Here is a 12,690-nt window from a genome sequence, read left to right as displayed (position 1 = left end):
CTCCTTGAACCGAGGGCGGCTCAAGGAGAACGATGCGGCGGAGACTTTAGCGTCCGTCTACGGTACGCAGGCCGAACCACTTGTCCTTGACGGCTTCATAGTGCTGTTCGGGGCGATATTCGGCGACTTGCAGGCCTTGAACGGCGACGGTCAACTTGCCCATGGCAGCAAGCAGGGCGTAGCTTGCCACGACGGCATCGCGCTGGGCGGCGGCAAGCGATTCCTGCGCATCCAGAACGTCCTGCTGCGCATCGAGCACGTCGAGCGTGGTGCGCTGGCCGACCTTGCGTTCTTCGATGACACCTTCCAAAGCGAGATTCGCGGCCGAGATCTGCGACCTGCTGGCGGTGATCCGGGCAAGCGCGGATTCGAGCTGCGCATGGGCGGAGACAACCGTCTGCTGCACCGAGGCGCGCGCGGAATCGACGAGGATGCGCTGCTGGCCGAGAATTTCCTTCGCCTGGCGAATCTGGCCGTATTCAGCGCCACCCTGGTAGATCGGCACCTCAAGGCGGGCGGTGACACTCGCGGTGGTGTCGTCGAGTCCGCTCGCGCCGGAATTGCCGGTGTTGCGCGTGACTGATCCCTGGAGGACGACGCCTGGCAGCATCGTGCCCTCGGCCGATTTCACCTGGAAACCAGCCGAATCGACATTATACTGCGCTGCAAGGATCTGCGGGTTCTCCCGCAGGCCGGTGGCAACCGCCTGATCCAGAGACCGCGGCATGCCCTTCGTTGCAGGACCGGGCTGGCGGATACCCGTCGGGGCGGCGCCGACGATCTGCACATAGACCGCTTCGCTCTGCTTCAATTGGGCAATCGCGGCGACGAGCAGCGACTGCGCGTTGGCAAGTTCGGCCTCCGCCTGGCTGACGTCGGTCCGCGTGCCCTCGCCCACGTCAAGGCGGGCCTGGGCGGCATTCAACTGTTCGCGGAGGAAGGCGAGGTTCTGACGGCGGATGGAGACGATCTGCTGGTCGCGGGCGATATTCGCGTAGGACTGGGCAGCCGACAGGAGAATCTGGATCTCGTTGGCCTTCAGCGTCTCCCGCCCGGAGAAGACGTCCGACTGCGCCGCCCTGACGTTGTTCAAGGTCTGAAATCCGTCGAAGATCGTCTGAGTGATCGAGATGCCGACCTGCCCGTCATGGAAATCACGGGTCCCGGTTCGCTCCTGATCGACGCGCGTCAGCGTCCCGGTTGCAGAGGCAGAAACCTGCGGGCGATAACCGGACTTGGCGATCGGAACGCCCTCATCCGTGGCCCTGAGGCCGGCGCGAGCGGCATTGAGATCCGGATTGTTCGCATAGGCCTTGGCCATTGCCCCGAAGATCGTCTCAGCGAGAACGGCGTGCGGCGCAAGCAATACACTGGTCGAGACAGCCGCCCACAAGGCTGCTTTGCGGACAATCGACACCATCTTCCCTCCGTTCAGCCGGGCGGCACGCACCCGGCAATTTCCAGCAGACCAAATCCCCACGGGCGGCCTGTTCAATCCCCATGCGGCAATCCGCCCTGCCGCCCCTCGGCGGGCAAATCACCACGTCGTTCCACTTTGAACCCCGGATTCGACCTTACGACAACCGTACACTGCATGCGAGGGGGGCATTTCAAAAAGAAACACATGATACGTTGCCGATTGGCAACATTGCAGATTTCAGCCAAAAAGACGCGTGCTGAGATGCCTCAATAAGTGGCACCTCAGAAAATAAAGGACCGCTCGCGATTGAACCCGGGCAGCGGCTTTACGGACGTATTGAAATCGGATCGCTCGGAAGTCCTGCCCGATTCTCGCACATAGAGTTTCGCACGCGATGCGTTACCAAACCCTTCCACGGCGACCAGTCGGCCGCCGTCGCGAAGCTGCTCAAAAAGGGAAGCGGGAATCGTTTCGACCGCACCATTGATGAAGATCACGTCATAGGGCGCTTCGGCAGCATACCCCTTGTTAAGATCGCCGCCCACGACCTTGACACTGCCATAGCCGAGCCGCGCCAGCGTCTCAGTCGCTGCGGCCGCCAACGCCTCGTCGCTCTCCAGCGCCACGACCGAGCCGGCGATCAGCGACAGCAGCGAGGAAGCATAGCCCGTCCCGGAACCGATCTCGAGCACCTTGTCGGCTTTGGTGATCTGGGCGAGCTGCAGCAGCTTTGCCAGCGGAGACGGCTCCATGAGGTAGCGCGGGGTGGCGCCGCCGACGAGCTCGATATCCGTGTCGATATAGGCGAGTTCCTTCATCTTCGCCGGCACGAATTCCTCGCGCGGCACGGAGAGGAAGGCAGTCAGAACCGAATGGGAGGTCACATCCGTCGTCCGGATCTGATTGTCCACCATCTTAATGCGCGCTGCTTCGAAGTTCATGATACTGCCTCGTGTGCGAATGGGCGCGGCGCCGCCATCCCGGAACCCCGCGCGATCTAGCCAGGCTGCGTGAGAGCCTCTTGCCTAAGCTCATAATTCGCCGCACCGCCGGTTTCAAGCGACCGCGGCATTCGGCCCGCAAAAAGGAAAGCCGCCGGCGCGACGGCCGACGGCTCGAATGCGATTGGTTGGCGTGTTCAGTGCGACGGGGATCGTCAACGGCCGGGAGCGGCCTCGAGCCCGACAAGGGCGATCTTCCCGTAGCCTGCTCCCTGTATAAGGGTCATGACGCTCATGAGCTCGCCATAGTCGACGAGCCGGTCGGCGCGAAGCAGAACGCGGGTTTCCCTGTTTCCATTGGCGATTCGATCGAGCTCCGCGACGAAGGCGTCACGTGCCGTCTCCTCATTGCCGATCGCCAGCGAGAGATCCGCCTTCAAGGTCACGAACACCGGCTTGTCGTCACGCGGCGTCGGCGTGGCGACCGATTGCGGCAAGTCTACCTTCATGTCGACCGTCGCCAGCGGCGCAGCCACCATGAAAATGATCAGGAGAACCAGCATCACGTCGATGAACGGTGTGACGTTGATCTCGCTGTTCTCGTCGAGGTCGCCGCTGCCTTCGGATATCCGTCCCGCCATGTCCGCTCACCCGATCCTGGCAATCGACGCATCGGCACCATGGCCGTAGCCGTCCTGCCGGCGCGGCTGCGGCTGCGGCCTGCGGATGTGGCGGTGATCGAGATCGCGGCTCACCAGCCGTTCCACCGCGGCGGCGGCATCCGCCATGATGAGCTTGTATCCGCCGACCGAGCGGGCGAAGTAGTTGTAGATCACCACTGCCGGAATGGCAGCGACAAGCCCGATGGCGGTCGCCAGCAGAGCTTCGGCGATGCCTGGCGCGACAATTGCCAGATTGGTCGTCTGCGCCTTGCTGATGCCGATGAAGGAATTCATGATCCCCCAGACCGTGCCGAACAGACCCACGAAAGGACCGACAGAGCCGATCGAAGCCAGAACGCCGGTGCCTGCGCTCATCCTCTTGCCGGCGCGGATTTCGATGCGGGAGAGCAGCGAGGCGACGCGCTCCTTGACGCCTGCCGCCGGCGCTTGATCCAGGACCGCTTCGGAACGGGACATCTCATCGACGGCGGCGGCGATCATTTCGCCCGCCGCACCTGCCTTGCGGTCAAGCTTCAGCTCTGCCAGACCGTTTGCGGCCGTCAACGCCCGAACCGCGCGGTTCATCCGCGCCTTCGCAAAGGCCAGTTCCAGGGTCTTCACGAAGAAAATCGCCCAAGTCGCCACCGAGGCCAGGGCAAGCGCGATCATCACGCTTTTGACGACCACGTCAGCGGCGAGGAACATACCGACCGGCGACAGGTCGTGCGGAAGATTTGGCGCGCCTCCGGCGGCGACCGCGTCACCTTCGGCCGGCGCTGGCGTGGTTACGGGGACCGGGCTGCTTCCAGCCTCTTCCGGCAGCGGGGCAACGGTCTGCTCCCCGACCGGCGCCGATGGTGCTGTCTGGGCTACGCCCATGCATGGGCCGGACAGGAAAATGGCAAGTGTCGCCGCCAGTAACATGGTCTGGGTCGGCCGGCTCCGATTCGACATCTCGTTCCTCACTATTTCGTGCGCTTCCGATCGACGTCGGCGCTTCGGGCAATCGAGGTCGCTGGCCGAAGGCGCCAGGATTCCTCGCCGGCACGGTCTTTTACGCAATGCCGGTCCGGATGACAAGAATACTGGAGTAAGATAATCATGAATAATCGAGAGGCAACGCCAAACGGCGCTGCAGACCCTCGTCTCTTGGGCTCAGGATCTAGAATGCAGGCGCTTCGGAGGAAAAACTGTCGCGGCGCCAATCATAGCGGCGGTGCTGCTCCCACGGTCTCTGCGTCGATGGAAACGACCTCACGACGCGCATGCGCTGAGGCTGCGCCGCGTCGGCATAAACCTCGATCGCGCCGGTCTGCCGCAAGGTTCTGCCTGTCACGAGCAGCGTCTTGCCCGACGAACAGGCCGGCAACGCCCGCCTCGTTGCGGCCACCACTAGGTCGACGCGGCCGCACAGGTCTGCAAAGGCGTCCGGCGCTTCAACCACGGCAATTGTCCAGCCTTCCCTGCTTACACCGACGCACCACTCGCCCTTGCGACAAGTAAATGCGCCCCGCTTGGCCGCAACCAGATAAGACACCGCGTCCCCACTCGCCATTCTGCCGGCAGGCTGAGGGCCTAGCACGGTCCGCGCTCGGCGGTCGACGCCCTCCTTGGAGAGGCGGCCTGCGGCGGACGCGTTGACCGGGGCAATATGGCTTTCGAGGGCAAGTGCCCGTTGCCATTGCGAGAAGATGAACTCGGGTGGCCGCGCCTTGTTGGTGGCGATCGCCTCGCCGGTGATCAGGCCGACGAGTTGTCCGTCTTCGGAGATCGCAATCGAGGGCAGTTCTGCCTGGCGTTCCAGTGCCACGGACAACCCGCCCATGACGATCAGCGCCGCGCCGGCGAAAGCGAGCCGGGTTCTGAGCACGCAGAGCAATACGCCGCCGAATGCGAGCAGGAAGAACCCTGTGAGGCCGATGCGGCCAGTGACCCACTCACCGTCGAGTGTCGCCACATAGTGCGCGACCGCAAGCATCCAATCCAGCCCCTGCCCCATGACCACCAAGGGGTAATATTCGAGCCCGAAGGGCATGAGAAGCATAGCGAAGAGTCCGAAGGGCATGATGAGAATGCCGATCAGCGGTGTCGTCAGGACATTGGCGAGCAGTCCGTAGGCGGGCAACCGCTGGAAATGCGCTGCTGCATAGACGGCAGTGGCCAACCCGCCGATGAGCGACGTCGCGACCGTGGCCACGACGGGACCGGAAACCTGGCCGAGGCTCCGCCGAGAGCTCCTTTCCTCTGCATTCCGCAGCCGATGGTCGCGCCAGCGAGCGTAGCCGGCCACGAGCGCCAGCGTCGCGGCAAAGGACATCTGAAAACCGGGACCGGCAACGGCCGAGGGCGACCACGCAATGATGATCAGAGCGGCAAGCGCGACATTGCGCAGGCTGATCGAGACTCGGTCGAAAAGAACGGCGACAAGCATGATCGAGATCATGATCCAGGATCTGAGCGCCGACACTGCACCGCCGGAAATCAGAATATAAAGGAAGACCATGGTGAGCGCGCCTGTGGCCGCGTATTTCTTGATCGGGCGCTTCGCCGCCAGGCCGGGAACCAGGCTCAGCAGGGTTCGTGCACCGATGAGAAAGGTGCCCGCCGCCAGCACCATATTGAGCCCGGAAATCGCCAGGACGTGGGAAAGGCCGGCGGCCCGCAGCGTCTCGACCGTTTCCCGGCTGATGGCACGCTCCTCGCCGGTCACCAATGCGGCAGCGATGGCGCCGGTGTCGCCGCCGATTGCCGCCCGAATCCGATTGCCCACCCCTTCGCGCAAAGCCGCAAGGCGGGCGTCCATCTGCAACGAGAGCGACAGATCGCCGTTGCCGTCCGCCGGCCTGCGCGGCGCACCGTAGAAAAAGCCGACGGCGCCCACGCCCTTGAAATAGGCACCGAAGGCGAAATCGTTGAGGCCCGGCAGCGCCGGTCCGGACGGCGGCGAGAGACGAACCTTGCCTTCGATGGCCGCGCCGATGGCGAAGGGCTCGTGGCGACTGCGGGCCACCAGCGTCGCCTGCCCGGGCGGCCTGCGGAGCTTCGGCTCGGAGGTGCCGACGATCTCGACCAGGTAGCGCCACCGCCCCTTGTCGTCCGGCTCGCGCGAGAGCACGGTGCCGCGCAGGTTCGTCGTCACCGGGCCATCAAGGACGATCGTGTCGACACGGCGCGTTTCGATCACCGCAAGCAGCATGCCAGCGACAAGGATTGCTGGCGCGAGCAGGAGCGGCCGCCACGCACGCAGTTTCCCCCGGCATAGCAATGTAGATATGCCGAAAACGCAAAGCAGCGGTGCGAGTTTGGCAAGTCCGACGTTCTCCGGCAGCGAAAACCAGATAAGCGCCCCGAGCGCCAGAAGCACCGGAACCAACGCAAAGCCATGGCCGAAATCGTCTTCCTCGCGCAGCATCGCGCGCAGAGAACCAGCAACGGCGGCTGCTGGAAAACGAAAGGGGCTGACAGAAGAGCGGCGATCGAGCCTTGCGAGGGGAGCTGTGTGCGCCTTGATCTGCGGGTTTTCGCGAGTATCGACGACCAAGTCGGCGGCTGACAGGCTCCATGCGCCGCGCTCCGCGTCGCGCATCACTGCCGGTCCCTCCCCCTCCCGCATTTCGCCCTGCTCTGCCCCCTCTGGCCGCCCGCACCGATCCTGCAACCAAAGGAACCTTATTGCAATCGCAAGACTATCTGCCGAAAAAATAGGCAGATCTGAACTGACCTGCCTGAACCGTGAGATTAGCGATCATTGATCTTTGCGGATATATTGCCATACCATGCGATTGTTGCGCCGCCATATGCACATTTTCGCATCGCACAATTTGCCTTTCGTACAGCTTGGCAGTCGAAAGTAAATCATATAGCAAATTCGCAACGCTTAATTTGGTGGCCAGGACGACGTGCCACAGCGCCAAAAGACGGAGGGTCCCATGTCAGGAACAAGCGCGACAATCTCAATCGATGGAAAAGCAGCGGACCTGCCAGTGAGATCGGGATCGATCGGCCCGGACGTGGTGGATATCGGCTCGCTTTACAAGCAGACCAAGATGTTTACCTACGACCCTGGCTTCACGTCAACGGCATCGTGTGAATCCAAGATCACCTATATCGACGGCGACGAGGGCGTGCTGCTGCATCGCGGCTACCCGATCGAACAGTTGGCCGATCACGGCGACTTCCTGGAAGTCTGCTATCTTCTTCTGTACGGCGAACTGCCGACGAAGGCGCAGAAGGACGACTTCGACTATCGCGTGACGCATCACACGATGATTCACGAACAGATGTCGCGGTTCTTCACCGGCTTCCGCCGCGACGCTCACCCGATGGCCGTCATGTGCGGCTGCGTCGGCGCTTTGTCGGCCTTCTATCACGACTCCACCGACATCACCGACCCGCATCAGCGCATGGTCGCGTCGCTGCGCATGATCGCCAAGATGCCGACGATTGCGGCAATGGCCTACAAGTACCACATCGGCCAGCCCTTCGTTTACCCGAAGAACGACCTCGACTACGCCTCGAACTTCCTGCGCATGTGCTTTGCCGTGCCCTGCGAGGAATATGTGGTGAACCCTGTCCTGTCGCGGGCGATGGATCGCATCTTCATCCTGCACGCCGACCACGAGCAGAACGCCTCGACCTCGACCGTGCGTCTCGCCGGCTCGTCGGGCGCAAACCCGTTCGCCTGCATCGCCGCCGGCATTGCCTGCCTCTGGGGTCCCGCGCACGGCGGCGCCAACGAAGCGGCCCTCAACATGCTCGCCGAGATCGGCTCGGTCGACCGTATCCCGGAATATATCGCCAAGGCGAAGGACAAGAACGATCCGTTCCGCCTGATGGGCTTCGGCCACCGCGTCTACAAGAACTATGATCCGCGCGCCAAGATCATGCAGAAGACGACCCATGAGGTGCTCGCCGAGCTCGGCCACAAGGACGATCCGCTCCTGGAAGTCGCGATGGAACTCGAGCGCATCGCGCTGACGGACGAGTACTTCATTGAAAAGAAGCTCTATCCGAACATCGACTTCTATTCCGGCATCACGCTGAAGGCGCTGGGTTTCCCCACCACGATGTTCACGGTGCTCTTCGCGCTTGCCCGCACCGTTGGGTGGATCGCCCAGTGGAACGAGATGATCGAGGATCCGGAACAGCGCATCGGGCGTCCGCGTCAGCTCTATATCGGCGCGCCGCTGCGCGACTACGTGCCGATCTCCAAGCGTTGAAGCGCCCACCTCGAAGCGAAAAGCCCGGTCAGGACTGGCCGGGCTTTTTCTTTTGGAGAAAGTTCATGACGATTTCCGCCGCTTTCTCGCCCGGAGGGCTGTCGGTCGCCATGCGCTGCTGCACGAGAGCGAAGCCATCGAGCATCGCAGCGCGCTGCGGCGTGTCGCTCGATAGCCTCTCGAACCAGCGCGTCAGTGTCCCTGGCCGAATGGCATTGTTGAAATATTCGGGAACAATCGGAAAGTCTGCGATGAGGTTCGGCAGTGCCGCCGTCCATATCCGGATCTTTTCATGGAGGAGCGTGACGAGCCAGTCCGCACGATAGGTCGAAACGACCGGGACACCCGCGAGCGCCAATTCGAGGATGACCGTGCCTGACGCCGCGATTGCCGCGTCCGCCTCGCCGAATGCCCGCCACTTCATTTCCGGATCAACGGTTATTTCCGGCTGGATTTTCCAGGATGCGGTCAATTCCCGCACGCGATGTTCCTGGCGCGGGACGGTCGGCAGCAGGAAACGCGTGCCCGGGTTGCGTGCAGCAATCTCCGCAACGGCCTCCGCGAAAACCGGCAGCAGGCGGCTGATTTCGCTCGCGCGCGATCCCGGAAGCAGCAGGCAGGTCTTGCCCCCTTGCACCCGCCCCGTTTGCAGCCTCTGACGCCGGTGTTCCCGAACCGCGAGCAGGTTGGCGTCCGACGCCAGCCGGTGGCCGACATAGCTGGTCGGCGGGCCGCCGAGCGTCGCCATCACCGCCGGCTCGAAGGGAAGCACGGCAAGCACATGGTCGACATAGCCGAGCATCCGGGGCGCCCGCTCGGGCTTCCAGGCCCAGACGCTCGGACAGACATAGTCGATGATCGGCATGTCCGGCTTTGCGTCGCGCACCTGCCGCGCGACGCGATGGGTAAAATCGGGGCTGTCGATGATGACGAGCGCATCCGGGCGCGCCGCCACGATGGCGCGGGCCGTTTGCCTGATGCGCAAAAGAAGCTTCGGCAGACGCGCCAGGACCTGCGAGAAGCCCATGATCGACAGTTCGCTGTAGTCGAACAGCGAGACAAGTCCCTCGGCCTCCAGCGCATCGCCGCCGACGCCGACGAGTTCGATCGGCGCGCCCATCCGCCCCTTGAGCGTCCGCACCAGATCGGCGCCGAGCAGATCTCCGGAAACCTCCCCGGCTATCACCGCCAGCCGATATTTCCGGCCGTTCATCGCGCCCGCTCCCGGGCGTCGCGCTCGATTCCAAGAACGAAGAGGCCGCGGCGGTTCGCCGTCTCGATAACGGTCGACCGTTCGAGGACCAGTGCACGCCCGGCCTCGACCGCTATGCCGGCGAGCCCCGCGGCGGCGGCGCCTGCCACGGTCGAGGGCCCGATCGACGGGAGATCGGCCCGTTCGTCCTGCTGCGGTTTGCAGAGCTTGACGAGAACGCCGCGACGGCGGCTCGATAGGCGGCCATCGGCCTTGAGTTCGGCGACCCGCGCCAGCATTGCGTCCGTTCCTTCGGCGCCCTCCAGGGCCACCACCCTGCCCCCGACGGCGACGGCGCCCTGCCCGACGTCAAGCGCTCCGAGCGCGTTGGCGGCGGCAATCCCCGCCTCGATGTCGCGCCGATCCTCGTCCGCCGGCGCGTGTTCTCCGATGGGGCCGGCATTGGCAAGCAGATCGGGAACCACCTCGTGCGCGCCGATCACTCGGGCGCCGCTTGCCTCGATAAGATCCATCGCCATGCGCAGCACGGCATCATCGCCGCCGGATACCAGCGTCCTCAGGACACTCGGTACTTTTGCGAGCGTTTTCAGCGTCGGCCGGATGTCGCGCCAATCTGGCCGCCTTTGGACCGATCCGGACAGCACGACCCGATCGATCCCCTCCGCCGCAAAGGCTTTGCTGATCGCGGCGAAGTCGCCGATGGCCAGCGTCGCGTGGTCGAAGCCGCTCCAGTCGCCATCCGCCTCTCGCGAAAGCGCTATGACGAACGGATCTTCGCCCTGCCTGCGGGCCGCCTCTGCAACATGGTGGGGAAGCGCACCGGCGCCGGCAATGATGGCAAGCCTGCCGCTGCTGCGCGGCAGGTGCGACGCGGCCATGGCCCTCAACCCTTACCGCCGCGATTGGGCGATGAAAGTGCGCGGTCGCTTTCCGCAACGATGAAATCGAGAATCTCCAAAGCCGGCGGGCAGTCGAGATATTCGCCGCGAATCGCAGCCGCGTTGGCGCGGATCGATTCCGGTCCCTCGAAGATCTGCTTGTAGCAGCGGCGCACCGCATGGATGACCGGGCGATCGATGCCGGCGCGCGTCATGCCGACGACGTTGAGGCCGCTCAGCACGCCCGGGTTGCCGTTGAGCATGCCATAGGGAATGACGTCGTAGCTGACGGCCGACAGCCCGCCGATAAAGGCCTGCTTGCCGACCCGGGTGAACTGATGAACGGCCGAGCCGCCGCCGAGAATGGCGCGATCCTCGACGGTCACATGACCGGCAAGCATCACGTTGTTCGACAGGATGATGTTGTTCCCGAGCCGGCAGTCATGCGCCACATGCGAATAGGCGAGGAACAGGTTGTTGTTGCCGACGATGGTCGTCCCGCCGTGTTCGACGGTGCCGGTATTCATCGTTACGCCTTCGCGGATCGTGCAGTTCTCGCCGATTACGAGAGTCGTATCCACGGCGCTGTGATGCACGCTCTGGGAATCACCGCCGATGACCGCCCCGGGGAAGATCTTCGTGCCCTTGCCGATCGTCGTGCGCCCGATCACGACCACATGGCTCAGGAGTTCGATATCGTCGCCTAGAACGGCGTTCGGCCCGATATGGCAAAACGGGCCGACCTTGACGTTCTCGCCGATCACCGCGCCGTCTTCGACAACGGACGCCGGGTGGATCTTGGCACTTGATGCAATCATGTTCAGGCGTCTTCCTTGCTGACAATCATCGCGCCGATATCAGCTTCCGCTACAAGTTGCCCGTCAACTTTTGCGTCACAGTGAAACTTCCAGATATTGCCCCGCTGCTTCTGCTTGGTGACATGGAACTCGACACGGTCGCCCGGCACCACGGGCTTGCGGAAGCGCGCGTTGTCGATCGTCATGAAGTAGACGAGATTGCTGCCGATGCCCGTTTTGCGGGCGCAGATGGCACCCGCCGTCTGGGCCATGCCCTCGATCAGCAGCACGCCCGGCATGATCGGCTTTTCCGGGAAATGGCCGGTGAAATGCGGCTCGTTCGCCGTCACGTTCTTGATGCCTATCGCCGAATTGTCGTCATCGATCTCGATGATGCGGTCGACGAGCAGGAACGGATAGCGGTGGGGAAGAAGTCTGAGGATCTCCTGAAGGTCTGCCGTGCCGAGAACTGTCGCAGCGTCATTCATCCTTGCCACCCTTTTTCTTATGCCTTTCGCTTGAGCGCATGGCGATTTCCGCGATCTCCCGCAGGAAGTCGCGCATCGGCCGCGCCGGAATTCCGCCGTATCGCTCACCCGCCGGAACGTCGCTCGCCACACCGCTCATCGCGGCGATCTGTGCTCCATCTCCAATAGTGATATGTCCGTTGACGCCGGCATTGCCGCCGATCATTACGCCGTCGCCGATTCGTGTGCTGCCGGCGATGCCGACCTGGCTGACGATGCCGCAGTAGCGGCCGATGCGGACGTTGTGACCGATCTGCACGAGATTATCGATCTTCGTGCCCTCGCCGATCACCGTGTCGTCCATCGTGCCCCGATCGACCGTCGTATTGGCTCCGATCTCCACATGGTCCTGGATGATCACGCGGCCGACCTGAACGATCTTGATCATCCCGCCCTTCGGACCAGGTGCATAGCCGAAGCCGTCCTGACCGATGCGCGCGCCGGGATGAATGATGACATTGTTGCCGATCAGCGCACAGAGGATGCTGGCGCCGGCCGAGATCGTGCAATCCCTGCCGATCCGGACATGAGGGCCGATGACCGCACCGGCGGCGATCCGGGTGCCGCTGCCGATCTCCGCGCCGGCACCAACGACCGCCATCGGTTCTATCTCGACTCCGGGCTCGAGGCGCGCCGTCGGATCGACGAAGGCGCCGGGCGCAATGCCCTGCCCGCTGGTGTTGTACGACGGACGCAGCGCCTCGCCATGCAGCAACGCGCCGGCGAGCGCGAAGGCCGTATGCGGCTTCTGGGTCAGGAGAATGGGAATATGGTTCGGAACGATCGCGGCGACGGCCTTGTCGCAGATGATCGCGGAAGCCTGGCAGCTCTCCAATTCATCCCGGCTCTTGCGCGACAGCATGTAGCAAATGTCGCCGGACTTGGCGCGATAGACCGGTGCCACCGTATGGATGGTGCGATCGGCCGCGCCGGCATCAGAGAGTTCCGCCCCAAGCCGATCCGCGAGGTCACCCAGACGAATCCCTTGATGGGGCGGAAAAAACCAGTTCTGTTCCATGGACACTCCAGAACG

The 12,690-nt window shown here is 63.5% G+C and carries 11 protein-coding genes; 1 reads left to right on the top strand and 10 read right to left on the bottom strand.

The genetic code is table 11. The features are described 5' to 3' along the window. Positions 1-46: 46 nt before the first annotated feature. The 5 genes from tolC to SS05631_RS06040 form a co-directional block, all read right to left on the bottom strand. Positions 47-1,420, bottom strand: coding sequence for an outer membrane channel protein TolC (gene tolC, locus SS05631_RS06060; protein WP_037422967.1), 1,374 nt, complete (start codon positions 1,418-1,420; stop codon positions 47-49). A 281-nt stretch (positions 1,421-1,701) separates the two neighbouring features. Next, entirely contained in the window at positions 1,702-2,361 is a 660-nt protein-coding gene (locus tag SS05631_RS06055; protein WP_037422970.1) for a protein-L-isoaspartate O-methyltransferase, read from the bottom strand. A 215-nt stretch (positions 2,362-2,576) separates the two neighbouring features. Beyond that, a complete protein-coding gene (gene exbD, locus SS05631_RS06050; RefSeq protein ID WP_037422973.1) occupies positions 2,577-3,002 on the bottom strand; it encodes a TonB system transport protein ExbD in 426 nt (141 codons plus the stop codon). 6 nt (positions 3,003-3,008) lie between these two features. After that, positions 3,009-3,977 carry a tonB-system energizer ExbB gene (gene exbB / locus SS05631_RS06045; protein ID WP_037422976.1) on the bottom strand — a complete coding sequence of 323 codons (969 nt, stop codon included), beginning with the start codon at positions 3,975-3,977 and terminating at the stop codon, positions 3,009-3,011. 208 nt (positions 3,978-4,185) lie between these two features. After that, positions 4,186-6,636, bottom strand: a complete 2,451-nt coding sequence (locus SS05631_RS06040) for a ComEC/Rec2 family competence protein (RefSeq protein WP_037422978.1) — start codon at positions 6,634-6,636, stop codon at positions 4,186-4,188. Positions 6,637-6,952: 316 nt separating this feature from the next. Between SS05631_RS06040 and gltA the strand changes: the two genes are divergently transcribed. Continuing rightward, positions 6,953-8,242 (top strand): citrate synthase, encoded by a 1,290-nt coding sequence (gene gltA, locus SS05631_RS06035; RefSeq protein ID WP_037422981.1) that lies wholly within the window; start codon positions 6,953-6,955, stop codon positions 8,240-8,242. A 28-nt stretch (positions 8,243-8,270) separates the two neighbouring features. Here the strand turns inward: gltA and lpxB are convergent, their stop codons facing one another. The 5 genes from lpxB to lpxD are packed head-to-tail and all read right to left on the bottom strand — an operon-like array spanning position 8,271 to position 12,675. Further along, positions 8,271-9,455 (bottom strand): lipid-A-disaccharide synthase, encoded by a 1,185-nt coding sequence (lpxB, locus tag SS05631_RS06030; RefSeq protein WP_037422984.1) that lies wholly within the window; start codon positions 9,453-9,455, stop codon positions 8,271-8,273. Continuing rightward, complete coding sequence (locus tag SS05631_RS06025; RefSeq protein ID WP_037422989.1) at positions 9,452-10,333, bottom strand: LpxI family protein; 882 nt, start codon at positions 10,331-10,333, stop codon at positions 9,452-9,454. Before SS05631_RS06025 ends, lpxB begins: the two co-directional genes overlap by 4 nt. 5 nt (positions 10,334-10,338) lie before the next feature. Further along, a complete protein-coding gene (gene lpxA / locus SS05631_RS06020) occupies positions 10,339-11,157 on the bottom strand; it encodes an acyl-ACP--UDP-N-acetylglucosamine O-acyltransferase (protein WP_037422992.1) in 819 nt (272 codons plus the stop codon). Then, positions 11,154-11,618 (bottom strand): 3-hydroxyacyl-ACP dehydratase FabZ, encoded by a 465-nt coding sequence (gene fabZ / locus SS05631_RS06015; protein WP_012707899.1) that lies wholly within the window; start codon positions 11,616-11,618, stop codon positions 11,154-11,156. Before fabZ ends, lpxA begins: the two co-directional genes overlap by 4 nt. Next, positions 11,611-12,675, bottom strand: coding sequence for a UDP-3-O-(3-hydroxymyristoyl)glucosamine N-acyltransferase (lpxD, locus tag SS05631_RS06010; protein ID WP_037422995.1), 1,065 nt, complete (start codon positions 12,673-12,675; stop codon positions 11,611-11,613). The genes fabZ and lpxD overlap by 8 nt, the downstream gene beginning before the upstream one ends. Positions 12,676-12,690 lie beyond the last annotated feature (15 nt).

Origin of the sequence: Sinorhizobium sp. CCBAU 05631, from assembly GCF_002288505.1 — a bacterium.
Taxonomy (GTDB): domain Bacteria; phylum Pseudomonadota; class Alphaproteobacteria; order Rhizobiales; family Rhizobiaceae; genus Sinorhizobium; species Sinorhizobium fredii_C.
Note: the sequence above shows the minus strand (reverse complement) of the source record. Positions and strands in the feature narration are given on the sequence as shown.

Bases quoted from the DNA above. Each gene is read 5' to 3' on its own strand.
- lpxD (WP_037422995.1), bottom strand. From the start codon at position 12,675: ATGGAACAGAACTGGTTTTTTCCGCCCCATCAAGGGATTCGTCTGGGT.
- SS05631_RS06055 (WP_037422970.1), bottom strand. From the start codon at position 2,361: ATGAACTTCGAAGCAGCGCGCATTAAGATGGTGGACAATCAGATCCGG.
- gltA (WP_037422981.1), top strand. From the start codon at position 6,953: ATGTCAGGAACAAGCGCGACAATCTCAATCGATGGAAAAGCAGCGGAC.
- exbD (WP_037422973.1), bottom strand. From the start codon at position 3,002: ATGGCGGGACGGATATCCGAAGGCAGCGGCGACCTCGACGAGAACAGC.
- fabZ (WP_012707899.1), bottom strand. From the start codon at position 11,618: ATGAATGACGCTGCGACAGTTCTCGGCACGGCAGACCTTCAGGAGATC.
- exbB (WP_037422976.1), bottom strand. From the start codon at position 3,977: ATGTCGAATCGGAGCCGGCCGACCCAGACCATGTTACTGGCGGCGACA.
- tolC (WP_037422967.1), bottom strand. From the start codon at position 1,420: ATGGTGTCGATTGTCCGCAAAGCAGCCTTGTGGGCGGCTGTCTCGACC.
- lpxB (WP_037422984.1), bottom strand. From the start codon at position 9,455: ATGAACGGCCGGAAATATCGGCTGGCGGTGATAGCCGGGGAGGTTTCC.
- SS05631_RS06025 (WP_037422989.1), bottom strand. From the start codon at position 10,333: ATGGCCGCGTCGCACCTGCCGCGCAGCAGCGGCAGGCTTGCCATCATT.
- SS05631_RS06040 (WP_037422978.1), bottom strand. From the start codon at position 6,636: ATGCGGGAGGGGGAGGGACCGGCAGTGATGCGCGACGCGGAGCGCGGC.